Origin of the sequence: Kitasatospora sp. NPDC096204, from assembly GCF_044763205.1 — a bacterium.
Lineage (GTDB): Bacteria > Actinomycetota > Actinomycetes > Streptomycetales > Streptomycetaceae > Kitasatospora.
This window is the reverse complement of sequence record NZ_JBIWFT010000014.1, coordinates 111101-137659: the sequence shown is the minus strand read 5'-3', so window position 1 is coordinate 137659 and position 26559 is coordinate 111101. Positions and strand designations below refer to the sequence as shown.

The following is a 26559-nucleotide window of genomic DNA, read 5'->3' as shown; positions in this document are numbered from 1 at the left end:
TCACGCGCCTAACATCACCGGCCCGGAACCAAACCGAACACCATCGGCCCGGGACCGGCCCGGAACCGGCTTCACTCCCCGCCCAGCACCATCCGCCGCACCTCCGCGCCCGCCCAGCGCTTCGGGTCCGTGCACCGCCGCCCGTCCAGCAGCACCCGCACCCCCGGCAGGTCCACCGGCGACAGGTCCCGGTACTCCGGGTGGTCCGCCTGCAGCACCGCCGCCACCACCGGCTCCCCGCCGTACGGCGGCAGCCCGAGCGCCGCCAACTCCTCGGCCTCGTACAGCGGGTCGCTGACGTAGGGCCGCCCGCCGGCCGACCGCACCGCCTCGACCAGCGGGAACACCCCCGAGTGCGCCGTCTCCTTGACCCCGCCCCGGTACGAGGCCCCGAGCACCAGCACGCCCTGCCCGGCGATCCCGCCCGGCACCGCCCCCGCCAGCACGCCCACCGCGTACCCCGGCACCGCCAGGTTGGCCTCGCGCGCCGCCCGGACCACCGTCGCGCCCGGGTCGTTCCACAGGTACAGCCGCGGGTACACCGGGACGCAGCGACCGCCGACCGCGATGCCCGGCCGGTGCAGGTGGCTGTGCGGCTGCGAGTTGCAGGCGTCGGCGATCTCCGCGAAGTCCACCCCGACCTCGTCCGCGTACCGGGCGAACTGGTTGGCCAGCGCGATGTTGACGTCCCGGTACGTGGCCTCGGCGAGCTTGCTGAACTCGGCCGCCTCCACCGAGGCCAGCTCCCAGACCCCGTTGGGCCGGGGCAGGTCCGGGCGCGGGTCGAAGTCCAGCACGGCCCGGTAGAACTCGGCGCCGCGCCGGGTCGAGGACGCGTCCAGGCCGCCGACCAGCTTGGGGTGGCGCCGCAGGTCCGCGAGGACCCGTCCGGTGCGGACCCGCTCCGGGCTGAACACCAGCGCGAAGTCCGTCCCGGCGGCGAGGCCCGAGCGGGACGACAGCCGGGGCGCCCAGCGCTCCCTGGTGGTGCCGACCGGCAGGGTGGTCTCGTAGCTGACCAGGGTGCCCCGGCGCAGCCCGGCCGCGACGGCGTCGGTGGCCGCGTCGAGCGCGGTGAAGTCCGGACCGCCGTCGGCGGCGATGACCAGCGGGACGACCAGCACCACGGCCTCGGCCCCGGCCACCGCGCCCGTGGTGTCGGTGGTGGCACGCAGCCGGCCCTCGGCGACGACCCGCTTGAGCGCCTGGTCCAGGCCCGCCTCCCGGGGGAACGGCGGCGCGCCCAGGTTGACGCTCTCCACCACGCCGGGCGCGATGTCCGCGCCGGTGACCCGGTGGCCCTTCAGCGCGAACTGCACCGCCAGCGGCAGGCCCAGCCTGCCCAGCCCGACCACGCAGACGTCCAGGCTCATCCCCGTCCTCCGTTCACCGAGTCGGCCAGCCGGCGCCACGCCGGGTGGCGCCGCAGTCCGCGGCGCAGTTGCTCCGGGACGAGCCCGCGCCACAGCTGCCGCGCCAGGTCGAGCCGCGGCGCCGCCTGCGCCACGGCCGCTCCCGAGTCCTCCTCCGGCAGCAGGAACAGCGCGTCCGGCAGCCCGAGCCGGGCGTCCCGGAACGCCGGGTAGCCCGCGTACCGCCGCCGCCCGTCCACCACCACGGGTGGATCGCCGTGCGCCGCCTCGTAGCGGATCTGGTGGCGCAGGGCCTCCGGCCGGACCGCGCAGGCGAGTTCCAGCCGCACCCGTTCGGCGACCGGCAGCCGGCGGTACACCTCGCGGGCACCGAAGCGCTCGATCAGCCGGGCGACCTCGACGCACACCCGCTCCTGCATGTCGGCGGCCAGCAGCAGGAAGCCTTCCTGTAGCAGGCCCGGCACGTCCCAGCCGAAGCCGCGCACCCGGATGGCGTCCAACTCATCGCCCGGCCCGGCCAGTTCGGCGGCCACCTGCTGGAGCGCGGTGATCCCGCGCAGCCGGTCCAGCACCCCGGCCCGCTCGTTGGGATCGCCCCGGTCCTCGCGCGGCACCGGGACGCAGCAGTCGTAGGAGGCGAGGACGGACACCCTGGCCGCCCGCAGACAGGCCTCCAGGGTGAACGGCTGGTCCGAGAGGACCTTCAACCGCTCGTCGCGGCGCAGCCGGTGGCGCCGGAGGAGGTCGAGCCGGAAGAGCTTGGTGTCGGCCAGCGCCCAGGCGAGCGGCGAGTCGGTGAAGTCCACCGACTCGGCGTCGGCGTGGAAGATCCCCTGCGGCACCGGCCGCCCGTTCACCCCGGCCTGCTTGGGCACCACCACGTCCGATCCCCAGGCGTCGGCGGCCGTGACCAGCCGCTCCAGGGCCTCCTCGCCGAGCCGGTCGTCCGCGCCGAGGAACAGCACGTAGCGGCCGCGGGCCAGCTGCATGCCGCGGTTGGCCGGGCCCGCCGGGCCGCCCGAGTCGGCCTGGTGCACCACCGTGAACAGCCCGGGGTGACGGGCGGCGTACTCGTCGAGCAGTTCCCCGCCGCCGTCCGTGGAACCGTCGTCCACGGCCACCACCTCCAGCCGCCCCGGCCCCAGGGACTGCCCGACCAGCGAGTCCAGGCAGGCGGTGAGGTACGGCATGGTGTTGTGGACCGCGACCACCACGGTCACGTCGGGTACGGCCATCGGGCGGGGAGCCTCCGGTTTCCGGCATCGGCGGGTGACATCCGGTCAACTCGCGTCAGCGGCCGGGGGTCACGGTGATCACCCACACCGGTGAAGGAGAGCCGAACGCACCGCCGGTCGGCGGGCGGGCGTACGACGGCCGGCAGCCGTACGCCCGCCCCCTTCCGGTCGTGCGCGTCCGTCCCTTCGGGTGTCCGCGCCCGTCCCTTCAACAGTGCGCGCCCGTCCCCGTCAGCCGATCGCGACCTCCGCGTACATCCGGGCGATCACGTCCTCGATGGCCGGCTCGCGCACGGACAGGTCCACCAGCGGGTAGCGCGCGGCGACCGCCGCCACGATCGGCGCGGCGCTCTCCTCGGCCGGGAAGGCCAGCCACTGGCGCGGCCCCTCGACCCTGGTGACCCTGGCCCCGGGCACCTCGACCGGGTGGGCGAGTTCCTGCGCGAGGTCCACCACCAGCGTCCGCTCGCTGCGGCCGGCGGCGTGCAGGCCCTCCAGCCCGCCGTCGTACACCACCCGGCCGTGGTCGATCACCATCACGCGGCCGCAGAGCTGCTCGATGTCGGTCAGGTCGTGGGTGGTGAGCAGCACGGTGGTGCCCCGGTCCCGGTTGACCTCGCGCAGGAACTCGCGCACCCGGCCCTTGCTGATCACGTCCAGGCCGATGGTCGGCTCGTCCAGGTAGAGCACCTGGGGGTCGTGCAGCAGCGCCGCCGCGAGGTCGCCGCGCATCCGCTGGCCGAGCGAGAGCTGGCGCACCGGGGTGTCCAGCAGGCCGCCGAGGTCGAGCAGTTCGACGCAGCGGTCGAGGTTCTCGCGGTACCGGGCGTCGGGGACGCGGTAGATCCGGCGGGCGAGTTCGAAGGAGTCGCGCAGCGGCAGGTCCCACCAGAGGGTGGTGCGCTGCCCGAAGACGACGCCGATCCGGCGGGCCAGCGCGACGCGTTCGCGGGCCGGGTCGACCCCGGCCACCCGCAGCCGCCCGGAGCTGGGGACGAGGATGCCGGTGAGCATCTTGATGGTGGTGGACTTGCCGGCCCCGTTGGGCCCGATGTAGCCGACGCACTCGCCGGCCTCGACGGTGAAGCTGAGCCCGTCCACCGCGCGGACCTCGCGCTTGGCCCGGCTGAACCGGCCGGTGCGGGTGCGTACGGTGAAGCTGCGGCGGACGTCCTGGAGTTCGATCAGTGCCATGGCCGGCTCCTTCTGGGCAGGGTCCAAGAGGGTTCAGGGGGTTCAGCTGCCGGTGCCGCGGTAGGCGCGCAGCCCGGCCCGCCAGGCGAGCCCGGCGGCGAGGACGCAGACCGCGGCGGCGACCGGGGAGGCGAACTGGAAGGCGGTGGGCAGGCCGAGCGGGTCGGGCCGGCCGAGGATCCGCAGCGCCGGCAGCCAGTTGACGAAGGCCAGTGGGACGCCGAAGACGACCCCGGCGACCAGCTCCTTGGCGAAGACCGTCGGCGGGTAGTGCAGCAGCGTCGCACCGCCGTAGGTGAAGGAGTTCTGGATCTCCTTGGACTCGCCCCACCAGAACTGGACGGTGGCGCCGCCGATGTAGATCGCGCCGAAGATGACGGTGCCGCAGACCAGCAGGACGGGCACCAGCAGCACCCGGTCCCAGGTCCAGTGCACGTCCAGGGCGGCCAGGGACCAGACCAGCACCGCGACGGCCTGCAGCGGGCGGCCGAGCCGGCGCAGCGAGAAGCGTTCCGCGCACAGCTGGGAGAGCGCGGGCGCGGGCCGGATCAGCATGGTGTCCAGCGAGCCGCTGACGATCCGCGCGCCGAGCGACTCGGCCGAGCCGACCAGCAGGTTGGCGACGCCGAGCGAGAAGGCGGCGGTGGCGTACAGGAAGGCGATCTCCGGCAGGCTCCAGCCGCCGAGCCGGTCGGTGTGCAGGAACATGACCACCAGCACCACGAAGTCGAGGGCGTGGATGACCACGCTCGCCGCCAGGTTCAGCGCGAAGGAGGCCCGGTAGGCCATCATCGAGCGCATCCACATCCGGGCGCAGAGCCACCAGGAGCGAAGCGCCCAGGAGGTACGGGCCGCGAGGGGCTCCCGGTGGAGCCTGACGAGCTGCTCAGCCACCCTGCACCACCACCCTGCGGGTGGCCAGCCACTGGGCGCCCCGCCCGGCGGCGAGCAGCACCGCCGCCCAGCCGAGCTGGAAGCCGAGCGCCCCGAGCACGGCGGTGCCCTCGGTCCGCTCCAGGAAGACGTCGGTGGGCACGTTCACCAGCGCGGACCAGGGCAGCGCCCGGCCGAGCGCGCCCAGGCCGCCGGGGAACAGGGCGATCGGCAGCAGCATCCCGGAGAAGAACATCGAGACCACCAGCATCGCCGAGCGCACCCCCTCCGAGTCGTGCAGCCAGAAGCCGGTGATCGAGACCAGGAAGCGCAGCCCGAAGCTGACGACCACCGCCAGCAGGACGGAGAGCAGGAAGAACGCCCAGGTCAGCGGGTGTTCGGGCAGCCGGATGCGGAACACCAGGGCGCCGATCAGCATCGGCACGGTGCCGCGTACCAGCGCCTGGAAGCCGGCCCGTCCGAGGTCGGAGGCCAGCCACCAGCCCTGGAAGTCGACCGGCCGGTAGAGGTCGACGGCGATGTCGCCGCTGCGGAAGCGGTCCTGGAGGTCGTCCTGGAAGCCGCCGCCCCAGACCGCGACGGTGACCAGCAGGCTCTGGCTGACCCAGATGTACGTGACGGCCTGGCTCTGGTCGTAGCCGCCGAGGCCGGGGCGGGCCTGCCAGAGGGCGAGGAAGGTGTAGGCCAGGATGATGCCGAAGACGGTGTTGGTGAAGGTGCCGGCCACGGTGGCGGCCCGGTAGGTGGAGTAGCGGCGGAAGGCGCCGCGGGCAACGGCGGCGTAGAGCATATTGTCTCCTTGTCGACAAATACGAGCAGAGAGAGGCGCCCCTCGACATCCGCGCACGCCCCAACGGCCCCGACCGGCCGTACCCGGGGGGTGCCGGGCGGGCGGGCGGAGCTGCGAAAGCGGGTGCGCTATGTGGTTTTCACCTTTCACCGTACCTCCGGCCGACCCCACCCGCACCCGGTTTTTCCGGCCTGATCTCGCATCAAATAGCAGATAATCTCGGCATGACCTTGAGCACCCGCCGCCAGGCCAAACGGGCCGCCCGCCGCGAGGCCCGCCGGGCCCTCCCGCTCTGGCGCCGGCTCCTGCCCACCTGGCGAGTCACCCTCGGCACCCTCACCACGCTGTTCCTGCTCGCCGTGGGCGGCTTCGCCGTGCTCTACGTCATCGTCCCGGTGCCCGACCCCAACGCCCACGCCGTCGCCCAGAACAACATCTACCTCTACGCCGACGGCACCACCGAGATCGCCCGCACCGGCGCCGTCAACCGCACCGACGTCACCATCGACCAGATCCCGCTCCCCACCCAGCAGGCCGTCGTCTCCGCCGAGGACCGCACCTTCTACCAGAACCGCGGCATCGACCTGAAGGGCATGCTCCGGGCCGGCTGGAACACCCTGCTCGGCAAGGGCATGCAGGGCGGCTCCACCATCACCCAGCAGTACGTCAAGAACTACTACCTCACCCAGGACCAGACCATCGAGCGCAAGGGCCGCGAACTGCTCATCGCCCTCAAGGTCGACCAGCAGCGCGACAAGCGCGAGATCCTCGCCGGCTACCTCAACAGCAGCTACTACGGCCGCGGCGCCTACGGCATCCAGAGCGCCGCCCACGCCTACTACGGCGTCGACGTCTCCCGGCTCACCCTCCCCCAGGGCGCCTACCTCGCCTCCCTGCTCCAGGCCCCCAGCCTCTACGACGTCAAGACCGCCACCCCCGCCAACCGCGAGAAGGCCGTCGCCCGCTGGAACTACACCCTCGACGGCATGGTCCAACTCGGCTTCCTCACCCCCGCCGACCGCGCCGCCGCCACCTTCCCCGACCCGATCGACCCCCAGCCCGCCACCGGCCTCGCCGGCCAGGCCGGCTACCTGGTCGGCGTCGCCGACGACTACCTCGTCTCCTCCGGCACCCTCGACGCCGCCACCCTCAAGGCCGGCGGCTGGCGCATCACCACCACCTTCGACAAGCCCCGCCAGGACGCCTTCGCCAAGGCCGTCCAGGACGAACTCACCGGCGAACTCGACCCCCAGGCCCGCCCCACCACCGACACCGACGTCCGGGTCGCCGGCGCCTCCGTCGAACCCGCCACCGGCCGGGTCGTCGCCGTCTACGGCGGCCCCGACTACGCCAAGCAGCCCTACAACGACGCGCTGCGCCAGGACAACCAGATCGGCTCCACCTTCAAACCGATCGACCTCGCCGCCGGGCTCGTCGCCCAACACACCGTCGACGGCCGCCCGATCACCACCGAGTCCCGCTACGACGGCACCAGCGAACGCCCCGTCACCGGCGGCCCCACCCCCTACGCCCCGCCCAACGAGGACGACGTCTCCTACGGCAACATCACCCTGCGCTACGCCATGGTGAAGTCCGTCAACTCCGTGTACGCCCAGGAGGGCGTGGACGCCGGCCTCGCCCGCGTCCGCGAGACCGCCGTCAGACTCGGCATCCCCGAGAGCGTCCGCGGCATGGACCCGGCCAACACCTCGATGACCCTCGGCACCGCCACCCCCAGCGCCCTCGACCTGGCCGGCGCCTACGCCACCTTCGCCAACCACGGCCAGGCCCACACCCCCTGGTCCGTCCTCAAACTCGAACGCGTCAAAACCGGCGGTGCCGTCGACGTCCCCAAGATGCCCGAACACAACCCCACCGACGCCCTCGACCGGGAGATCGCCGACTCCGTCACCGACGTGCTGCGCGACGTCATCAGCCCCCGCGGCACCGGCGCCGCCGCCCTCGACCTGAACCGCCCGGCCGCCGGCAAGACCGGCACCACCGACTCCAACCTCTCCGCCTGGTTCGCCGGCTACACCCCCGAACTCGCCACCACCGTCGGCCTGTTCAGGGAGAACCCGAAGACCCACGCCAAGGAACCGCTGGCCGGCACCGCGGGACTCACCCGGATCAACGGCGGCGCCTTCCCCACCCGGATCTGGACCACCTACACGGCCGCCGCCCTCGACGGCACCCCCACCGAGGACTTCGACCTCAAGACCGGACAGAGCCCCACCGCCACCCCCTGGCCCGGCCTCACCCCCGGCGGCAGCCCCAGCGCCACCACCACCCCGACCACCCCGCCGCCCGGCGGCGCACCCACCGAGACCGGCCAGGCCCCCGGCACGCCCGCCGACCACACGCCCACCGCCCCCGCCGCCACCGACCGGCCCGCCCCCGGCCCGAACACCCCCAGCCCCCAGGCCCCCCAGCCCACGACGGGCCCGGACCAGCCCAGCCCCGCCCCCAAACCCAGCCAGACCCAGCCGACCCGCCCCACCGGCCTGCCCAGTGCCACCGGCGGCCCCGCCAGCCGCCCGGCGGCGCCGGCCACGCCCTGAGCCGCCGGCCACGTCCTGAGCCGGCGGCCTCGAACCGCCGGCGCCACACCACCGGCGCTACGCCACCAGCTCGCGCTCCAACGGGGTGCGGAACCGCGGCGTCACCCGCACCTCCCCCAACCAGCCCGCCAACCGCTCCGCCTCCGCCGCGACCGCCCGCTCCGCCTGCGCCCCGACGTCCCGGAACAGCCGCCACACCAGAGCGCCGTCGGCACGCTGCGCCCAGCCGCCCACCACCTCGCCGCACCACCACACCGTCGGCCCGGAGTTGCCCGCCCGGTCGAACAGCGCCGGCACGTCCTCCGGCCGCAGGTACCAGTCCCGCCCTCGCCAGCCCATCACCGCCGGGTCCAACGAGGGCAGCAGTGCCGCCCACGGCTCCGGCTCCGCCACCGGTGCCTCGTCCCCCGGCAGCACCAGGGCGGGCGCCCCGTCGGCCAGCGCCACCTCCGACGCCCCGAGGTCCGCCAGCGCCCTACGGACATCCCCCAGCGTCCAGCCCGTCCACCACTTCACGTCCTCCACGGTCCCCGGCCCGTACGCCGCCAGCCAGCGCCGCACCACCTCGGCCTTCGCCTCCCGCCCCGGCACGTCCGGCCACTGCGGCACCGGCGCCCACGGGTAGCTGCTGCTCAGCCACGACCCGCGCGGACGGCAGCGGCGCACGTGCCCGTCCGAGGCCAGCAGCCGCAGCAGTCGGCTGCCCACGCTCTGCCTCGCCTCGTACGGCTTGCCCGCCGACATCAGCATCGTCTCGCGCAACTGCGGTACGTCCTCGGAGAGTTCCCTGGTCGTCGCCTCGCCGCGCGCGGCCAGCGCGGCCAGCACCTCGCGCTCCGTCCGCGCCAACCGGGCCTCGTCCCAGCCCTCGGCGTGGTCCCGCAGGTGCTTCAGCAGCCCCGCCCGCTCCTTCGCCGCGATCGCCCGCGCCGCCGCCGAACTCACGTACGGGGCGAAACCCTCCGTCACCGCGAAGATCGTCCGCCGCATCGACAGCAGCTTCACCAGCGAGACGTCCTCGTACAGCGCCCGGTCCACCTCCGCCGCCGAGGGCTCCGCCAGCCGCGCGCAGGCCGACAGGTACACCGTGGCCGCGTCCGTCGCGTGCAGCCCGACCACCCCGTCGGCCACGTCCTCCACCCGCGCCGCCCGCACCGACGGCGCCAGCGACTGCCGCCGCCCCAGCCTGGCCCGACGCTCCCGATCCCCGATCACCGGCACACTCATGCCGGGACCCTAGCGCGCCCCGCCGACAGGCCCGGCCGGTCGAGGCGCGGGCCCACCCGTGTCAGGGGCTGGGGGCCACCGGACAGCCGAAGCCGACGTTGTCGGTCCAGTAACTGCCGCCGAAGATGTCGACCTTGGTACCCGCGGCCCCCGGGCCCGGATGGGGGTTGGTGGCGTTCGCGCAGTACGCGGCCTGGGCATCCGCGAGCGTCGGGTACGGGCCCAACTCGGCGGTGTACTGCACCGGGACGTCCTGACCGCCGGCATCGGCGCACAGGCCACCGTCCGCGAAGTCGCACGTGCGCTTGCCCTGGACGTCGTCCAGCGTCCCCACCAGGACGTTCCCGCCGGAGACGTTGGTGAGCAGGAAGACGTAGTAGGCACCGGCCGAGGGAGAGGGCGAGCCGGAGGGCGTCGCCTCGGTGGGCGTCTCGGACGGGGTCCCCGTGGGGGTCTCGGTGGGCGTCTCGGACGGGGTCCCCGTCGGCGTCTCGGTGGGTGTCTCGGACGGGGTTCCGGTGGGCGTCTCGGACGGGGTCTGTTCCGGCTGCGGCGCCGGACAACCCTGCACGCCCTGCCCCGGCCGCAGCCCGTCGCCCCCGGGCAACCCCGGGCGGGCACCGCCCCGGGAGGCCGGAACCGAGTTGACGAAGTCCACCAGCTCACGCGTCCTGTCGCCGGCCTGCTTGGCCGAATCCGACCCGCAGTAAAGATAGTTGGAGAGGTAGTGGAGGTTGAACCGCGACGCCGTGGAGCCGTCGTACACGATCTGCGGGGCCACGGCCTTGGTCGTGAAGTCCACGCTGGAGATCCCCATCAACAACCAGTCCCACTCGAACATCTCATAGCGCGTCGGATTGGCGTTCAGCTCCTGCCCGCTGCCGAACGGCGGGGCGATGTAGAGCGCCCCGACGGGCTTCCCGGCGCCGATCCGCGGCAGCACGTTGCGCAGGTAGAGGCCGCCCTCGCTGTGCGAGATCAGCACCACGCGCAGCCCCTTGCCCAGGTCGTCCTGCACGTTCTTCAGCAGGCTCACGTTGACCCCGTCCAACGCGAAGTCCGGATCCGCCAGCTTCCGGGTGATCGTCCCGCTCATGTCCGCCATGACCGCCTCCGGCAGGACGGCCGCCCCAGCCACGCTGAGCCCGCAGATGGCCTTCGCGAGGTCCCGGTTCTCCTGGATCGGGTTGTTCGCGGTGGCGCGCTGCGCCTCCTGACAGGCGCTGTACGTGTACATCGCGATGTTGGCGCTGGAGGCGTTGAACTGGAGGTTGACGCGGACCGGATAGCCCAGCTGCCCGCTCAGCGTGGTGGACAGCAGGTTCGCGTTCACCGTCGAGGAGTCGAAGTTGTTCAGCACCCCGTTGACGAAGTAGAAGGACAGCCCGGCGCCCGGCGACGCCTGCCGGAACGCGGCCGGCCGCTCCGGTCCCCCCGCGGGGGCCGCGCCGAGCGTCGGCGTCGGCGCCCCCGAGGTACCACCCACCGACACCACGCGCGCGTTCAGCGCCGCGGCGTTGGCCATGAAGGTCTGCTGCCCCTCCGGCGTACTCAGCTGGTGCGACTCCCACAGCAGGACCTCCCTGCTGATCGTGTCGTGGTCGACGCCCCGGGCGGAGGCGGCGCCCACGGCCGCCGCCAGCCCCTCCCACGCCCGCTGAGCGTCCTCCGCACCGAGCGGCTTCTCGAACGCCGCGAGACTCTGTCGCACCTCCGCGGCCCCGGTGGCGGAGGCCCCCGCGGAAGCGGAGGACCCGGCAGGAGCGGACGGCGTCGGGCCGCTCTTCGGCGGCGAGGAGCAGCCGGCCAGCAGGGCGACGACCGTACCGAGCACCACCGTGGCACGAACGCGGACACGCGTGTCCGCACCGCTCTCTCTGGTCGGTGTCATGGCTTCCCTCGCGCGATCACCGCGGGCGCCCCACGGGCGGATGGCCGTATCCGGCCGCTCCCACCGTCCGCCGCGGCGCCGGACGGCACAACGGGAAGTGAACCGACCAGGTGACGCGCCCACCCGCGGACGACCACGCGAGGACCCGCGACGAGGACCGCGGGCCGCGCTTACAGGTAGAGCCCGGTCGAGCCCTCCGTGTCGCCGAACCGGGTCGCGGCGACGGCGTGCAGGTCGCGCTCGCGCAGCAGCACGTAGGTGGCGCCGCGGACCTCGACCTCCAGCTTGTCCTCCGGGTCGTACAGCACCCGGTCACCGGGCTCCACCGAGCGCACGCTCTGGCCCACCGCGACGGCCTCCGCCCAGGTACAGCGCTTGGACAGCTCCGCCGTGGCCGGGATCAGGATGCCGCCGGTCGAACGGCGCTCGCCCTCGCCGCCCTCGATGCGCACCAGCACGCGGTCGTGCAGCATCCGGATCGGCAGCTTCTCGCCGAGCCGGTCGTGGCGGGCGGGCTCCTGCAGGTGGTCCGAGTGGCTCTCGTGGTTCGTACTCACGGTCCCGAAGGTACCTCCCCCGGGCGCGGGGCGTGACGCTGGCCCGGCATGCGGAACGCGGGCACGCTCAACGCCGGGCACGCGGAACACCGGGAACGCTCAACGCCGGGCAGCGGGGCCGGACATGCGGAGGGCCGGGCACCCGTGGCGCCCGGCCCTTCCGTCCCGCGGTACTCAGCCCTTGCGGCGCTTGCGGGCCGAGGCGACCAGCAGCACCAGACCCACGCCCACCAGCGCGGCCGGGACGATCCGCTCGCGGCGCGGCTGCCCCTTCTCGTCCACGAACTGCGCCCGGACCTTCTCCACCACGCCGCTGGCGGCCACGTAGGCCCGGGCGGTCCGCTCCTCGACGGCGGCCGCCGCCTTGGCCTTGACCTGGGCGGAGATGGTGCTCGGGTGGACGCGGACGGCCAGCTCGTCGAGGGTCCCCGCCAGCCGGTCACGCGTCCGCTCGATGTCCGCCTCGATCTGGGCGGTCGTCCTCGCCGACTTGTCCTGCGTGCTCGCGTCGCCCACTCGGGCCACCCCATTCACTCGCCGATGTTGTTCCGTCCGATCCGTGCGATCGGTGCGACTGACCCAGTGTGTCAGCTGCCGGGAACGGTCGCGCGGCCCCACCCACCATCGGGGGTAAGTTTGCCGTGGTACGACCGCCCGCCCCAGCTTCCAGGAGAGTACGACCGTGAGTGAGCGTCTCCAGCCCGGCGACACCGCACCCGCCTTCAGCCTGCCCGACGCCGACGGCAACCAGGTGTCCCTCGCCGACCACGCGGGCCGCAAGGTCATCGTCTACTTCTACCCCGCCGCCCTGACCCCCGGCTGCACCAAGCAGGCCTGCGACTTCACCGACAACCTCGACGTCTTCGCGGGCGCCGGCTACGACGTCATCGGCATCTCCCCGGACAAGCCGGAGAAGCTCGGCAAGTTCCGCGAGGCCGAGAACCTGAAGGTCACCCTGCTGTCCGACGTCGAGAAGACGGCGCTGGAGGCGTACGGCGCCTTCGGCGAGAAGCAGAACTACGGCCGCACCTACATGGGCGTGATCCGCTCCACGATCGTCGTGGACGAACACGGCAAGGTCGAGCACGCCTTCTACAACGTGCGGGCCACCGGCCACGTCGCCAAGCTGCTGCGCGACCTCAAGGTCGGGGCCTGAGGTACTGAGGTACCGAGGTACTGAGGTACTGAGGTACCGACGCGCCTGGGGGGCCGGCGGTACCGAGCCCGACCCACGACGAAGCGGTGGCGGCGCACCCCCCGACCGGGTGCACCGCCACCGCCGCATCTCACCTCAGCGGACCGCCCTGATCAGCAGGCCCCGAGGTCGCTCCAGACGCCCCACGCACCGCTGGCCGCGGGGTCGTCGCCCTTGGTCCACCACTTGTTCTGGTAGTAGTGGCCCTTCCAGGAGACCTTGGTGGGGCTCCCGTAGGTGGTGCCCGCGTCCCAACTCGGGGCGGCCGTGCAGGCGCCCGAGGTCTGGGTCGGAGTCGGGGTCGGAGTCGGCGTGGCGGTGCCCGTCGGGGTCGGGGTCGGCGTCGGGGTGGCCGTCTGCGACGGGGTCGGGGTCGGCGTGCCGCCGTCCACCGCGCCGCGGGTCAGGTCGCCCTTGATCCCGTACAGCGTGCCGCCCACGTTGACCGTCCAGTTCGACGGCGTGGACACCGGCAGGTAGTAGACGAAGTCCATGTCGATCGAGGCGCCCGGCGCCAGCGACTGCCAGCCCGGCAGCTTGACCGACACCCGGTTGTAGTTGCCCTTCAGGCCGCCCACGTTGCCCGGGCCCGGGTTGTCCTGCTTGATGACCTGCAGACCGAAGCCGGACTGGTCCTTGGCGTTGCCCGGGGCCGAGTTGCCGTAGTCGAACTGGAACTCGGTGCCGCCCGGCAGGGTCAGCGTCGAGTTGTTGACGATGTGCAGCTTCGGGTTGATCGGGTAGTTCGAGTCGCCCAGCGCGAAGTTGTTGAACGACACGTCGATCGGCAGGGTCTGCTGCGGCAGCGCGGTCGTCGAGCGGATCGCGCCGTACGGGGTCGCCGACTTGAACTTGTCGTACATCAGCGTGGTCAGCGTGTTGCCGGGGACGTACTGGCCCTTGCCGCCGTTGGCGGTGGCGTCCCACCGGTAGTCACCGGCGAGCTCCCAGATCATCGCGCCGCCGGCGCCCTGGTTGACGATGTAGTCCGCCTTGGCGCCCACCGACTGCTCGTCCTCGGTGGAGAGGAACACCTTCTTGGTGTCGTTCCACAGCCACGGCGCCACCAGGGTGGAGCTGTAGTTGCGGGTGTAGGTGCCCTGCAGCGCGGTGTCGGACACGCCGTACTTGGCCAGGTAGTCGGGCAGGATGCCCTTCTCCAGGTTCTTGGCGTGCCACATCGGGTTCGACCCGGCCGGGGACTCCTTGCCCGCGTCGTCCTTGTCGTTCCAGATGTTGTCGATGCCGACCGCACCGTCACCGCAGGCGGTCAGACCGGAGCCGGCCGGGCAGGTGGTCGCCGAGGCGGTGCCCCAGAGGCCGTTGGTGCCGCCCTGGACGTTCTTGAAACCACGGGTGTAGTACGGCAGGCCGACGTTGATCCGGCCGCCGGGCATCGAGCCGCGGAAGTAGTGGTACGACCAGTCGGCGTTCAGGTAGCCGATGCCGCCGTACTGCGCGGTGCCGTAGACGTTGGCGGCGGCCAGCTCGCCGTCCTTGCCGTCGTCGAACAGCGAGGCGTTCGGGCCGACGTACTTGTTCCAGGCGCCGTGCAGGTCGTACGACATGATGTTGACGTAGTCCAGGTACTTGGCCACCTGGAAGGTCTCCATGCCGCGCAGCAGGTAGCCGGAGGACGGGGCCGCGACCGACAGCAGGTAGTGCTTGCCGTCGGCGGCGCCGGCCTTGTCCAGGCTCTCGCGCAGGGTCTTCATCAGCGCCGCGTAACCCTTGGCCAGCGAGCCGCGCTTGGCGTTGGCGAGCTGCCAGTCCAGCGGGTTGCCGGCGTCCTTCATCGAGGTCGGGTACTCGTAGTCGATGTCGACGCCGTTGAAACCGTACGTGCGGATGAAGTCGACCGAGGAGGCGGCGAAGGTGTCGATGCCGGCCTGGTTGACACTGCCGTCCGCGTTGACGGTCATCGAGTAGAAGCCGCCGGAGTTCACGCGCTTGCCGTCGTCCCCGAAGTAGCCGCCGGTCTCGGTCCAACCACCCACCGAGATCAGGGTCTTGACGTTCGGGTACTGCTTCTTGTACTTCGTCAGCAGGTTGAAGTGACCCTTGTACGGCAGGCTCGGGTCCAGCTCGGCACCGGGGACGCCGGGGAAGGAGATCCCGGTGGCCTCGTTGGTCGGGCCGTCGGTGCCGACCGAGAGCTTGTTGTCACCGCCGACGTGGCCGAAGGCGTAGTTGAGGTGACTGACCTTGTCCCAGGGGACGTCGCTCACCAGGTACGGGGCGTCGCCGTTCTTGCCGGTGCGCCAGCCGGTGAAGTAGCCGATGATGCGGCGCTGGTGGTCCGCGCCCATCTTCTCGCGCCCGCTGGTGTCGTAGACGGAACAGTACGGAACGTCCACCCCGGGCGTCTGGTACAGGCCGTCCGGCCGACAGGCCGCGTTGTCGACCGCCGCCGACGCCTGCGAGGGCGCCGCACCCAGCGTCGCCATCAGCAGCCCGGCCAGCGAGGCCGCCGCCAGCGAGGCCACACCGGCCCGAGCCGCCGGACTCTTCCGGCGGTGGGCAGCGGTGGGACGCCGCTCCGCCGTGTTTCGGATCAACACTCGGTCCTCCAGGAGAGAGTGTCGGCGCGTGCCTGTGGGGGAGCACGCACGTGGGGGATTGCAATTGGCGCAGAAGCTATGTGGTCTGAACCACATAGGTCAATAGGTCTGTACCAATTGGTAATCAACGGCCAAACATCACAGGTCGGAGCCCCACGACAATCAGTCAGCCGATGGCCGAAACCCGCCACACCCGCAACCGAACCCGCCGCCGACCGACGGGGCGGCCTCAGACCGCTCCGCTCCGCCTGCCGCTCCGTCACGGACGGACACCGCGAGGGAACGTGAACAGGAGCACGTCGCCGCCCTGAATCGCGGTGTTCCCACCGAGAGCGAAGCCCTAGACTGAAGGCCATGCGGCCTTGGCGTAACAGGCAGCCGCGCGGGTTTTAGGTGCCCGTGGGAGAAATCCCGTGAGGGTTCGAGTCCCTCAGGCCGCACTAGCCTTGAAATCGAAGGCCCGCCCCGAGACGATCCCGGGGCGGGCCTTCGACGTTCAACGGACGGGGCGTCAGCCGACGAGGTCCTTCACGACCGGGGCGAGGGCACGGAAGGCCTGGCCGCGGTGGCTGATGGCGTTCTTCTCCTCCGCCGTGAGCTCCGCGCAGGTGCGGGTCTCGCCGAGGGGCTGGAGGATCGGGTCGTAGCCGAAGCCGCCGTCGCCGGCCGGGGCGGTGCGCAGGGTGCCGAGGAGGCGGCCCTCGACGACGCGCTCGGTGCCGTCGGGGAGGGCGACGGCGGCGGCGCAGAAGAAGTGGGCGCCGCGGTGCGGCTCGGCGATGTCGGAGAGCTGGGCGAGCAGCAGGTCGAGGTTGGCGCGGTCGTCGCCGTGCTTGCCGGACCAGCGGGCGGAGAAGATGCCGGGCGCGCCGTTCAGCACGTCCACGCAGAGGCCGGAGTCGTCGGCGACGGCGGGCAGGCCGGTGGCGCGGGCCAGGGCGTGGGCCTTCAGCAGGGCGTTCTCGGCGAAGGTGACGCCGGTCTCGGGGACGTCCGGGATCTCCGGGTAGGCGTCGGCGCCGACGAGTTCGACGTCCAGGCCGGCGTCCGCCAGGATGGCGCGGAGCTCGGTGACCTTGTGCTGGTTGCGGGTGGCGAGGATCAGGCGGGTGGACATATCGCCCACCCTACCGAGAAGCCGGGGACGGTCAGCCGGTGCAGACCGAGGTGAGGTTGCCCGCCGCGTCGCCGAGCGGCTTGAGGTCGGGGATCTCGTTCTTGTCGGACGCCCGCTGCACGTTCTCGACCTGCTTCTGCAGGTCGGTCACGGCCTTGGCGACGTCGGTGTTCTTGGAGTTCTTCCCCACCTGGTCGAGGTCGTTCTTGAGCTTCTGCAGGGCCCGGCCGGCGGCCGCCGAGTCGTTGCTGGCGTTGTCGTAGGCCTTGGTGACGTCGGCGATGTCACCGGTGATCTTCACCGCGGTGTTGCCGCAGTCGAGCGCCTTCTGGGCGGCGGAGCAGCTCACCATGCTGAGCGGGAGGATCGCGATGAGGCCGGCCACGGCGAGGGCGGTGGGGCGGGCGATGCTCGACGGCATCCGATCCTCCTGTGGGGCGCGGGTTCCGTGGGGTGGGACGCGCGCCGGGGGGTGCGCGGTTCCCGCAGCGGGAGTGCTGCGGGAACCGTACGGTCTCCGGGCCCGGCCTGTACAGCAGGCGGATCGTTCGGCGGGCCGTTCGCCGCGCGGCCCCGAACGGCCGTCCGGGCCCGGGGGCTGACCGTGCGTCCGATCCGGTCGACGGCTCCGGGGCCCGCGCAGGTTCAGCCCTGCCGGATCAGCCCTGCCGGTTCAGCCCTCCAGGGCCTTGCGCTGGATCTCGTCCAGCTCCACACAGCCGAGGCTGCCGAGGTCGAGCAGCCGGTCGAGCAGCTCGCGGTCGAACGGGGCGCCCTCGGCGGTGCCCTGGACCTCGACGAAGCGGCCGTCGGAGGTGCAGACGATGTTCATGTCGGTCTCGGCGCGCACGTCCTCCTCGTACTGGAGGTCGAGCATCGGGACGCCGTCGATGATGCCGACGCTGACGGCGCTGACGCCGCCGGTGATCGGCTGGCCCTTGGCACGCAGCAGCTTCTTGTCGCGGGCCCAGGCGACGGCGTCGACCAGGGCGACGTAGGCGCCGGTGATGGCGGCGGTGCGGGTGCCGCCGTCGGCCTGGAGGACGTCGCAGTCGAGGACGATGGTGTTCTCGGCGAGCGCGCGGTGGTCCACCACGGCGCGCAGCGAGCGGCCGATGAGCCGGCTGATCTCGTGGGTGCGGCCGCCGATGCGGCCCTTGACGGCCTCGCGGTCGCCGCGGGTGTTGGTGGCGCGCGGGAGCATGGAGTACTCGGCGGTGACCCAGCCCTCGCCGCTGCCCTTGCGCCAGCGGGGCACGCCCTCGGTGACGCTGGCGGTGCACAGCACCTTGGTGTCGCCGTAGGAGATGAGGACGGAGCCTTCGGCGTGCTTGCTCCAGCCCCGTTCGATGGTGATCGGGCGGAGCTGTTCGGGGGTGCGGCCGTCGATGCGTGACATGGGAACTGAGCGTAGTCGCTCCGGGGGCCTGGTCCCGATGTGTCGCCGCGCCGGGCCCCCGGGTCCCGTGTCGGCGCCGCCGGGTCCCGTGCCGGCTCCGGATGCGCCGCGGCCCGCCGTCCCCCTGAGCGGGTCGGCGGGCCGGGCGGGCTGAACCCGGGTGGTTCAGCTCACATCATGTCCTCGATGTCGGCGGCGATCGGGTCGGCGTCGGTGCCGATGACGACCTGGATCGCGGTGCCCATCTTCACGACGCCGTGGGCGCCGGCGGCCTTGAGGGCGGCCTCGTCGACCAGGGAGGCGTCCTTGACCTCGGTGCGCAGGCGGGTGATGCAGCCCTCGACCTCTTCGATGTTGTCGATGCCGCCCAGACCGGCGACGATCTTCTCAGCCTTGCTGGCCATCTGGTTTCTCCCTCTGTCTCGGCCCTTCGGCGGCTCTGCCGGGTGCCGTCCTGCGCTGGTGCTGGGGTGTGCCTCGACCGTCGGGCGGTGAGGTCCGTGCCGGTGGCTGACGCGGGTTCGGCTGCGGTCGGCCGGCGAGCAGCGCGACCAGCATCACCCGTGCCGGTCCGGTCCGCCACGTTAGTCCACTTTTGGCCCATCTCGGCGGGCAGGGTCCCGATCGCCGCCCGAGGATGACGATCAGCGGGGCTGGTGCCCGCGGAGTACGGCCCCCGTCCAAGTGGTCTACACCAATATATGTGTACTCCGAGGAACGCGGGAACGGCCCCGGGTGTTCCCGACCCCCGCCCGAGGGTCCCGCGGGGGCCCTGCGGTCGGCAACTGCTCCGGAGGGCGAAGGATGAGTTCGGCAGGCGCCACGGCCCCGCAGAGCACCTGGTGGCACACCTTCTACGGCGGCCTCCAGAAGATGGGGCGCTCCCTGCAGCTGCCGGTCGCGGTGCTCCCGGCCGCCGGCATCCTCAACCGGCTCGGCCAGCCCGACGTCTTCGGCAAGGACGGGCTGGGCTGGGACGACGTCGCCAGGGTGTTCGCCGCCGCGGGCGGCGCGCTGCTCGACTCCTCCTTCGGTCTGCCGATGCTGTTCTGCGTCGGCGTCGCGATCGGCATGGCGAAGAAGGCGGACGGCTCGACGGCGCTGGCCGCCGTGGTCGGCTTCCTGGTCTACTTCCGGGTCCTGCACGCCTTCCCGGAGAAGTGCCCGGCGGGGACGACGCTGATCCCGGACGCCTGGTCCGGCCAGTGCGTGAGCTACTCGTCGGCGAAGATCGCCGCCGCGACGTACCAGAACCCGGGCGTACTGGGCGGCATCCTGATCGGTCTGATGTCGGCCTGGCTGTGGGTCCGGTTCCACCGCACCAGACTGGTGGACTGGCTCGGCTTCTTCAACGGCCGCCGCCTGGTACCGATGATCACCGCCCTGGTGGGCCTGGTCACCGCCGTGGTGGCGCTCTGGATCTGGCCGCCGATCGGCCGCGGCCTGAACGACTTCTCGCAGACCCTCGCCGACCTGGGCGCGGGCGGCGCCGGCATCTTCGGCCTGTTCAACCGCGCGCTGCTGCTGATCGGCATGCACCAGCTGCTGAACACCTTCGTGTGGTTCCAGTTCGGGGAGTTCGTCAAGCCGGACGGCACGATCGTGCACGGCGACATCCCGCGCTTCCTGGCGGGCGACCCGACGGCCGGCCAGTTCCAGTCCGGCTTCTTCCCGATCATGATGTTCGCGCTGCCCGCCGCCGCGCTCGCGATCGCCCACTCGGCGAAGCCGCACCGGCGCAAGGAGATCTACGGCCTGATGCTCTCGGTCGGCCTGACCTCCTTCGTCACGGGTGTCACCGAGCCGATCGAGTACTCCTTCGCCTACCTCGCCCCGGCCCTGTACGCCGTGCACGCGGTACTGACCGGCGCGTCGATGGCGGTGACCTGGGGACTCGGGGTGCACGACGGGTTCAGCTTCTCGGCCGGCCTGATCGACTACGTCATCAACTGGGGGCTGGCCACCAAGCCGTGGCTGATCATCCCGATCGGGCTCTGCTTCGCCGCCGTGTACTACGCGCTCTTCCGGTTCATCATCGTCAAATTCGACCTGAAAACTCCCGGCCGGGAGGACGAGGCGGAGGTCGAGGACGTCACCAAGGCCTGAAACCGGGCGTCGCCCGGGTTATCCCCGCATTGGCCTCCGGACCACCGGTCCGGGGGCCTTCGGCATTTCCCGAAAGGGCCGGACCGGTGGTGGACGCCCCGGGCCCGGCCCAGGCCGGACGCCCCGTCAGACACACTGTGCTTTTGTTGCGCGATTATCCAAAATCGATTTTGTTGCGCCGTCGGCCAAAATCCCAATCGCGACCGGCGACCAAGATCGCCATTCGGTAAGTAGGTTTCGATTTCATAGCGCTTCCCGGCGACAGCGCTTTCCGGGGTTCCTCGACTTCCCCACCCGTGCTACAAAACTGGTCTACACCACGTGTGGTGTAGACCAGTTTGCGGTTGGCCCCCTGTGCCTCCCCGACCGACCGCCATGCCGTTAGGAACCCACCCCCATGAGTCAGTCTGAGCAGGCACCGGCGCCCGCTAAGGCTCCGGCCGCGCCAAGCCCCGCCAAGCAGTTCGGCCAGAACCTCCTCCAGGGTCTGCAGAAGATCGGCCGCAGCCTCCAGCTGCCCATCGCGGTGCTCCCCGCCGCCGGTCTGCTGATGCGGCTCGGCCAGGACGACGTGTTCGGCAAGGACGGTCTCGGCTGGGACAAGGTCGCCGCGGTGTTCAACACCGCCGGCTCCTCGGTCTTCGACGCTCTCCCGATGCTCTTCGCGGTGGGCATCGCGATCGGCTACGCGAAGAAGGCCGACGGCTCCACCGCCCTGGCCGCGCTGGTCGGCTTCCTGGTCTACAAGAACGTGCTCACCGCGTTCCCGATCACCGAGTACAAGATCCTCCCCGGCAAGGACGAAGCCGCCACCTACCAGAACCCTGGTGTGCTCGGCGGCATCGTGATCGGCCTGTTGGCCGCGGTGCTGTGGCAGAAGTACCACCGCACCAGGCTGGTCGACTGGCTCGGCTTCTTCAACGGCCGCCGCCTGGTCCCGATCATCATGGCCTTCGTCGGCACCGCCGTCGGTGTCTTCTTCGGTCTGGCCTGGGGCCCGATCGGCGACGCCATCAAGAGCCTCAACGACACCCTGATCGGCGCCGGCGCGTTCGGCGCGGGCGCGTTCGGCCTGGTCAACCGCGGTCTGCTGCCGGTCGGCATGCACCAGTTCGTGAACTCCTACGCCTGGTTCCAGACCGGTGACTTCACCAAGCCCGACGGCACCGTCGTGCACGGCGACCTGACCCGCTTCTTCGCCGGCGACCCGACCGCCGGACAGTTCATGTCGGGCTTCTACCCGATCATGATGTTCGCGCTCCCCGCCGCCGCGCTGGCCATCGCCCACGCCGCCAAGCCGCACCGCCGCAAGGCCGTCACCGGCATGATGGTCTCGCTGGCCCTGACCTCCTTCGTGACCGGTGTCACCGAGCCGATCGAGTTCGCCTTCGTCTTCATCGCCCCGGTCCTGTACGTCATCCACGCGCTGCTCACCGCCGTCTCGATGACCGTGACCTGGGCGCTCGGCGTGCACGACGGCTTCACCTTCTCCGGTGGCCTGATCGACTACCTGCTGGCCTGGAACAAGGCCACCGACCCGTGGATGATCATCCCGCTCGGCCTGGTCTTCGCCGCGGTCTACTACTTCCTGTTCCGCTTCGCGATCGCCAAGTTCGACCTCAAGACCCCCGGTCGCGAGGACGACGACGAGATCGAGGACGTCACCAAGGCCTGAGGCCCGACGCCTGGAGCCCGACGCCCGCGTCACCGCGCGCCTCGAAGGCCCCGCCCCGCCGCTGCTCCCCCAGCGGCCGGGCGGGGCCTTCGGCGTACCCGGGCCCGCCCCGCGCGGCCCCGGGCCCGCCGAGCGGCCGTGTCCACGGACGGAAACGGCGGTTGACGAATCGCCGCAGGCCCTGGTCAACTGAAGCGGTGAACGCCTCGTGCCCGCTGGTCACCCGCAGCCACATCGACTTCGGTCGCGTGTGGTCCGCGGCGTGTCGCGGCTGAGCTGACCGTTCCCCCGCCGCCGCCCGGCTGACGACCCGCCCGGCGCCGGTCCTTCCCTCCCCCGCCCGTACGGGCTCCGCCCGCGGGCCGCCACCGCGCTCCCGCGCGCGCCCCGCGCACCCGTGCCCCGGCACGGGCCGCTCCGGTGCGCGCACGCGTCCGCACGAGGAAGTCAGGCTCACCATGCCCCGCCAACTGCACCTGTCCGCCGCCCTCGACAGCCCCGGCCGCTTCGACGCCGGGCACTACGCCTACCTCGCCCGCCTCGCCGAGCGGGCCACCCTGGACTTCGTCACCCTCGACGACTCCTTCGCCGCCGCGCCGAGCCGCCCCGACGCGCTCGCCGCCCTCGCCCGGATCGCCCCGCTGACCGGCCGGGTCGGCCTGGTGCCGACCGTCACCACCACCCACACCGAGCCCTTCCACACCTCGATCTCGGTCAACACCCTGGACTGGGCGAGCGAGGGCCGGGCCGGCTGGCTGGTCGGCGTCTCCACGACCGAGGCCGAGGCGCGGGCCTTCGGCCGCCGGCCGGTCGCCCCCGAGGACGAGCTGTGGGCCGAGGCCGCCGACGCCGTCGAGGTGGCCGCCCGGCTCTGGGACAGCTGGGAGGACGACGCGGAGATCCGCGACACCGCCACCGGGCGGTTCATCGACCGCGACAAGGTGCACTACATCGACTTCACGGGCCCGCGCTTCTCGGTCCGCGGCCCGTCCATCACCCCGCGCCCGCCCCAGGGCCGCCCGGTGGTCGCGGTGCCCGTCGCCGCCGCCGACCTCGCGCCGGACGCCTCCCCGGGCGGGCGCGCCCGGGTCGCCGCCGCCGTCCGGCACGCCGACGTCGTGCTGCTCGACGCCCCCGACCGCGCCGCCCGGCTGACCGCCGCCACCGAACTGCGGCTGCGGGCCGGCGAGGGCCTGCGCATCCTCGCCCGGCTCGACGCCGACCTCTCCGCCCTGCCCGACCGCGCCGCCGACGAGCGGCTGCTCGCCGAGCTCACCGCGACCGGCAGCGGCGTCGACGGCTTCCACCTCTCCCCCGCCGACCCGCCGCGCGACCTGGCCGCGCTGGCCGACCGGATCGCCCCCGTCCTGCGCGACGCCGGACTGCTGCGCGCCGGGTACACCGGCCGCACCCTGCGCGACCACCTCGGCCTGGCCCGCCCGGCCAGCCGCTACGCCGCCCGCCCGGCCGACGCCCCCACCGATGCCCCCGCCGCCTCCCCCACTGCTTCCCCCGCCCTCGCCGAGGTGACCCGATGACGGACCGACCGCTCAAGCAGATCCACCTCGCCGCGCACTTCCCCGGCGTCAACAACACCACGGTGTGGAGCGATCCGGCCTCCGGCAGCCACATCGAGTTCTCCTCCTTCCGCCACCTCGCGCAGACCGCCGAGCGCGGGAAGTTCGACTTCTTCTTCCTCGCCGAGGGCCTGCGGCTGCGCGAGTCCAAGGGCCGCATCCACGACCTGGACGTGGTCGGCCGCCCCGAGTCGATCACCGTGCTGAACGCGCTGGCCGCCGTCACCGAACGGCTCGGCCTGGCCGCCACCGTCAACGCGACCTTCAACGAGCCGTACGAACTCGCCCGCCGCTTCGCCTCGCTGGACCACCTCTCCGGCGGCCGCGCGGCCTGGAACGTGGTCACCTCGTCGGACGCCTTCACCGGGGAGAACTTCCGCCGCGGCGGCTATCTGGACCGCGCCGACCGTTACACCCGGGCCGCCGAATCCGTCCAGCTGGCACGGGAGTTCTGGGACGCCGGGGAGGAGACCGTCCGGCACTCGGGTCCGCAGTTCGAGGTCGAGGGCCGACTCTCGCTGCCACGGCCGCCGCAGGGCCACCCGGTGGTGATCCAGGCCGGGGACTCCGACGAGGGGCGGGAGTTCGCCGCCGCCACCGCCGACGTGGTGTTCTCCCGGCACTCCACCCTCGCCGACGGCCAGGCCTTCCACACCGACGTCAAGCGCCGGCTCGGCGCGTACGGGCGCAAGCCGGACGAGCTGAAGATCATGCCCGCGGCCACCTTCGCCCTCGGCGACACCGACGCCGAGGCGGCCGAACGCGCCCACGAGATCCGCCGGGCCCAGGTCGGCGCGCAGACCACGATCGCCTTCCTGGAACAGGTCTGGGGCGTCGACCTGTCCGACCACGACCCGGACGGGCCGCTGCCCGCCGTCGACCCCGACCCGGACAGCGACCTGGTCCAGGGCAGGGTCCGGCACGTCGACCCGGTGGCCGTCGCCGAACGGTGGCGGGCGGTGGCCGCGGAGAAGAAGCTGACCAGCCGCGAGCTGGTGATCGAGCTGACCGGCCGGCAATCCTTCATCGGCTCGCCGGCAACCGTCGCCGCGCAGATCGACCACTTCGTGCAGAACGACGCGGCCGACGGCTTCATCCTCGTCCCGCACCTCACCCCGGGCGGCCTGGACGAGTTCGTCGACCGGGTGGTGCCGCTGCTCCAGGAGCGCGGGGTGTTCCGCACCGACTACACCGGCTCCACCCTGCGGGAGCACCTCGGACTGCCGGTGCCCGGGCAGCGCTGAACGTTCACGGCCCGCCCGGAGCACCGGGCGGGCCGTGAACGGAAGGGCAGTCGGCCGGCACTCCCGTCCACACCGGTCCGCGGATCCCGCCGGGGCCGCTCAGACCTCGTACACCGCACCGGCCCGGGCGACCTCGACCGGCCCGGGGTAGGCGGCCGCGGCGTCCCGCCGGTTGTGCTCGGCGTCGGTCCACGGCGGGATGTGGGTGAGGACGAGCCGGCGGGCCCGGGCCGCGGCGGCGTGCTCGCCCGCCTCGCGGCCGTTGAGGTGGACGGCCTGGTAGGTGTCGCGCCCGTCGATGTACGCGGCCTCGCAGAGGAAGAGGTCGGTGTCGCGGGCGAGTTCGACGAGTTCGGCGCTCTCGCCGGTGTCCCCGCTGTAGACCAGCGAGCGGCCGTCGTGCTCCAGCCGGAACGCGAAGGCGTCGACGGGGTGGTTGACCTGGGCGACGGTGACCCGGAACGGGCCGAGCCCGAAGCTGCCGGGCGTGAGGGTGCGGAACTCGAACACCTCCTTCATCCCGGGGTTCTCCGGCATGTCGTAGGCGCGGGCGAGCCGTTCGGCGGTGCCGGCCGGGCCGTACACGGGCAGCAGCTCGGGGCAGCCCTCGGCACGGTAGTTGCGGGCCACCCAGTACGCGCACAGGTCGACGCAGTGGTCGGCGTGCAGGTGGCTGAGCAGGACGGCGTCGACGTCGTAGAGGCCGACGTGCTTCTGGAGGGCGCCGAGGGCCCCGTTGCCGAGGTCGAGGACGACGCGGTAGCCCTCGGCCTCGACCAGGTAGCTGGAGCAGGGCGAGTCGGCGGACGGGAAGCTCCCCGAGCACCCCACCACGGTCAGTTTCATCCGAGCCCCTCCGCCCCGACACGTCCTGGCTGCTGCTGGAAAACGGCATCACCGTCCTCCACGGAAAACAGCATGGAAAACGGCAGGCCGGGGCCGGTGGACCGGCCGGTAGCACTGCGTTGGTGTGTCGAGGGTAAGGGCGGAGCGGCACTTTGCCCCCGTCCCCGTGCCGGGCTGTGGGCGGAATCACCAGAACGCCCGGGGCGGGAGCGGGGCCGGTTGACGGGCCGGGGATCAGCGCCGCCGGGGCCGGTTGCGGGCCCAGGTACGGATGGTGAACGGGTACCAGCGCGGGTGGCCGCTGCCGTCGATCACATCCGGATCGGGCAGCAGCCGGTGCCGGCGGTAGCTGCGGACGGTCTCGCGCCGGACGTTGATGTGGCGGGCGATCTCGGCGTAGGACCACAGCTCGGGGCCACGGGTCACGGGGGCACCTCCGGGGGGACGGGGGCGGACGTTCGTGACGCAGCCTGGCGGGACCGGGCGGAACTCCGGGCACAGAACGGGCATTGTGGCAGTTCCGTGACGAACCGGAAGCAGTGCGCGGACAAACGCGCGGACGGACGTCCGGTGGTCGACTGCCGGACCGTCACGGCCCGCACGGTGGTGGCGTGCGCCCCCGGCCCGGTACGGTTCGCCGCATGAACGGCATGACCGCTGCCTGGCTCGTCCTGTCGCTGCTCGGCGTCGCGCTGCTGGCCGCCGCCGCGGCGGCGCTGGTGCGGCGCACCCGTCCGGCCCCGCGCCCGTCCGGACCGGCCGGACCGACGGGGCCGCGGCCACGGACGGGGGCCGGCCCGCAGCCGCAGGAGATCTGGTGGGCGCAGGTGCCGTTCGAGGACGGCCCCGGTTCCAAGGACCGCCCGTGCCTGGTGCTGCGGGTGCGCGGCCGGACCGCCACCGTCGCGAAGATCACCAGCAAGCACCACGCCGAGCGCCCGGGCGTGCTCGCGCTGCCGCCCGGTTCGGTGGGCGACCGGCAGGGCCGGACCAGCTGGCTGGAGACCGACGAGCTGCGCGAGGTGCCGCTGTCGGCGTTCCGCCGCCGGGCCGGCGCGGTGGACCGGCAGGTCTGGACCCGTACCCAGCGGGCCCTTCAGAGCCGCTGAGGCCGAGG

Annotated in this window: 23 protein-coding genes and 1 tRNA gene; 8 read left to right on the top strand and 16 right to left on the bottom strand. The window is 72.5% G+C overall.

Annotated features, from left to right (window positions below):
• Positions 1-71: 71 nt before the first annotated feature.
• From ACIQ87_RS17730 to ACIQ87_RS17710, 5 genes are all read right to left on the bottom strand, one after another.
• Complete coding sequence (locus ACIQ87_RS17730; protein WP_402407353.1) at positions 72-1367, bottom strand: nucleotide sugar dehydrogenase; 1296 nt, start codon at positions 1365-1367, stop codon at positions 72-74.
• A 2-nt stretch (positions 1368-1369) separates the two neighbouring features.
• Positions 1370-2608, bottom strand: coding sequence for a glycosyltransferase family 2 protein (locus ACIQ87_RS17725; RefSeq protein ID WP_402407187.1), 1239 nt, complete (start codon positions 2606-2608; stop codon positions 1370-1372).
• Between the two features lie 231 nt (positions 2609-2839).
• Positions 2840-3802, bottom strand: a complete 963-nt coding sequence (locus ACIQ87_RS17720; protein ID WP_392918560.1) for an ATP-binding cassette domain-containing protein — start codon at positions 3800-3802, stop codon at positions 2840-2842.
• Between the two features lie 42 nt (positions 3803-3844).
• Complete coding sequence (locus ACIQ87_RS17715; RefSeq protein WP_402407185.1) at positions 3845-4696, bottom strand: ABC transporter permease; 852 nt, start codon at positions 4694-4696, stop codon at positions 3845-3847.
• Entirely contained in the window at positions 4689-5486 is a 798-nt protein-coding gene (locus tag ACIQ87_RS17710) for an ABC transporter permease (protein ID WP_402407182.1), read from the bottom strand. Before ACIQ87_RS17710 ends, ACIQ87_RS17715 begins: the two co-directional genes overlap by 8 nt.
• A 224-nt stretch (positions 5487-5710) precedes the next feature.
• Here ACIQ87_RS17710 and ACIQ87_RS17705 point away from each other — a divergent pair, with 224 nt between their 5' ends.
• Entirely contained in the window at positions 5711-8047 is a 2337-nt protein-coding gene (locus ACIQ87_RS17705; protein WP_402407179.1) for a transglycosylase domain-containing protein, read from the top strand.
• A 57-nt stretch (positions 8048-8104) separates the two neighbouring features.
• On the opposite strand, the gene ACIQ87_RS17700 is transcribed toward ACIQ87_RS17705, so the two are convergent.
• The 4 genes from ACIQ87_RS17700 to ACIQ87_RS17685 all read right to left on the bottom strand — a co-directional run bounded on the left by ACIQ87_RS17700 (position 8105) and on the right by ACIQ87_RS17685 (position 12238).
• Positions 8105-9274 carry a winged helix DNA-binding domain-containing protein gene (locus ACIQ87_RS17700; RefSeq protein WP_402407177.1) on the bottom strand — a complete coding sequence of 390 codons (1170 nt, stop codon included), beginning with the start codon at positions 9272-9274 and terminating at the stop codon, positions 8105-8107.
• 61 nt (positions 9275-9335) lie between these two features.
• Complete coding sequence (locus ACIQ87_RS17695) at positions 9336-11165, bottom strand: hypothetical protein (protein ID WP_402407174.1); 1830 nt, start codon at positions 11163-11165, stop codon at positions 9336-9338.
• A 170-nt stretch (positions 11166-11335) separates the two neighbouring features.
• Positions 11336-11638: a co-chaperone GroES gene (locus ACIQ87_RS17690; protein WP_049655715.1), complete on the bottom strand. Its 303-nt coding sequence runs from the start codon at positions 11636-11638 to the stop codon at positions 11336-11338.
• Between the two features lie 258 nt (positions 11639-11896).
• Complete coding sequence (locus tag ACIQ87_RS17685; protein WP_392918573.1) at positions 11897-12238, bottom strand: DUF3618 domain-containing protein; 342 nt, start codon at positions 12236-12238, stop codon at positions 11897-11899.
• 166 nt (positions 12239-12404) lie between these two features.
• On the opposite strand from ACIQ87_RS17685, the gene bcp reads away from it, so the two are divergent.
• Positions 12405-12878, top strand: coding sequence for a thioredoxin-dependent thiol peroxidase (gene bcp, locus ACIQ87_RS17680; RefSeq protein ID WP_402407170.1), 474 nt, complete (start codon positions 12405-12407; stop codon positions 12876-12878).
• Positions 12879-13030: 152 nt separating this feature from the next.
• Here bcp and ACIQ87_RS17675 read toward each other — a convergent pair whose 3' ends face one another.
• A complete protein-coding gene (locus ACIQ87_RS17675) occupies positions 13031-15574 on the bottom strand; it encodes a chitinase C-terminal domain-containing protein (protein ID WP_402407167.1) in 2544 nt (847 codons plus the stop codon).
• 260 nt (positions 15575-15834) lie between these two features.
• On the opposite strand from ACIQ87_RS17675, the gene ACIQ87_RS17670 reads away from it, so the two are divergent.
• A tRNA-Leu gene (locus ACIQ87_RS17670) sits at positions 15835-15918 on the top strand.
• Between the two features lie 71 nt (positions 15919-15989).
• Here ACIQ87_RS17670 and rdgB read toward each other — a convergent pair.
• From rdgB to ACIQ87_RS17650, 4 genes are all read right to left on the bottom strand, one after another.
• Positions 15990-16595, bottom strand: coding sequence for an RdgB/HAM1 family non-canonical purine NTP pyrophosphatase (gene rdgB, locus ACIQ87_RS17665; RefSeq protein ID WP_402407165.1), 606 nt, complete (start codon positions 16593-16595; stop codon positions 15990-15992).
• A 31-nt stretch (positions 16596-16626) separates the two neighbouring features.
• Positions 16627-17016, bottom strand: coding sequence for a hypothetical protein (locus ACIQ87_RS17660; RefSeq protein WP_402407162.1), 390 nt, complete (start codon positions 17014-17016; stop codon positions 16627-16629).
• Positions 17017-17268: 252 nt separating this feature from the next.
• Positions 17269-17994: a ribonuclease PH gene (rph, locus tag ACIQ87_RS17655; RefSeq protein ID WP_402407160.1), complete on the bottom strand. Its 726-nt coding sequence runs from the start codon at positions 17992-17994 to the stop codon at positions 17269-17271.
• Positions 17995-18164: 170 nt separating this feature from the next.
• Positions 18165-18398: a glucose PTS transporter subunit EIIB gene (locus tag ACIQ87_RS17650; protein WP_030060521.1), complete on the bottom strand. Its 234-nt coding sequence runs from the start codon at positions 18396-18398 to the stop codon at positions 18165-18167.
• Positions 18399-18798: 400 nt separating this feature from the next.
• Between ACIQ87_RS17650 and ACIQ87_RS17645 the strand changes: the two genes are divergently transcribed.
• From ACIQ87_RS17645 to ACIQ87_RS17630, 4 genes are all read left to right on the top strand, one after another.
• Positions 18799-20100: a PTS transporter subunit EIIC gene (locus ACIQ87_RS17645; protein ID WP_402407158.1), complete on the top strand. Its 1302-nt coding sequence runs from the start codon at positions 18799-18801 to the stop codon at positions 20098-20100.
• A 397-nt stretch (positions 20101-20497) separates the two neighbouring features.
• Positions 20498-21775 (top strand): PTS transporter subunit EIIC, encoded by a 1278-nt coding sequence (locus tag ACIQ87_RS17640; protein ID WP_402407156.1) that lies wholly within the window; start codon positions 20498-20500, stop codon positions 21773-21775.
• A gap of 458 nt (positions 21776-22233) precedes the next feature.
• Positions 22234-23313 (top strand): LLM class flavin-dependent oxidoreductase, encoded by a 1080-nt coding sequence (locus tag ACIQ87_RS17635; protein ID WP_402407153.1) that lies wholly within the window; start codon positions 22234-22236, stop codon positions 23311-23313.
• Entirely contained in the window at positions 23310-24596 is a 1287-nt protein-coding gene (locus tag ACIQ87_RS17630; RefSeq protein ID WP_402407150.1) for an LLM class flavin-dependent oxidoreductase, read from the top strand. The genes ACIQ87_RS17635 and ACIQ87_RS17630 overlap by 4 nt, the downstream gene beginning before the upstream one ends.
• Positions 24597-24695: 99 nt before the next feature.
• Here the strand turns inward: ACIQ87_RS17630 and ACIQ87_RS17625 are convergent, their stop codons facing one another.
• Positions 24696-25442, bottom strand: coding sequence for an MBL fold metallo-hydrolase (locus ACIQ87_RS17625; protein WP_402407147.1), 747 nt, complete (start codon positions 25440-25442; stop codon positions 24696-24698).
• A gap of 234 nt (positions 25443-25676) precedes the next feature.
• Positions 25677-25868 (bottom strand): MarR family transcriptional regulator, encoded by a 192-nt coding sequence (locus ACIQ87_RS17620; protein ID WP_392881027.1) that lies wholly within the window; start codon positions 25866-25868, stop codon positions 25677-25679.
• 224 nt (positions 25869-26092) lie between these two features.
• On the opposite strand from ACIQ87_RS17620, the gene ACIQ87_RS17615 reads away from it, so the two are divergent.
• Complete coding sequence (locus tag ACIQ87_RS17615; protein ID WP_402407350.1) at positions 26093-26551, top strand: type II toxin-antitoxin system PemK/MazF family toxin; 459 nt, start codon at positions 26093-26095, stop codon at positions 26549-26551.
• The last annotated feature ends 8 nt before the right edge of the window (positions 26552-26559 follow it).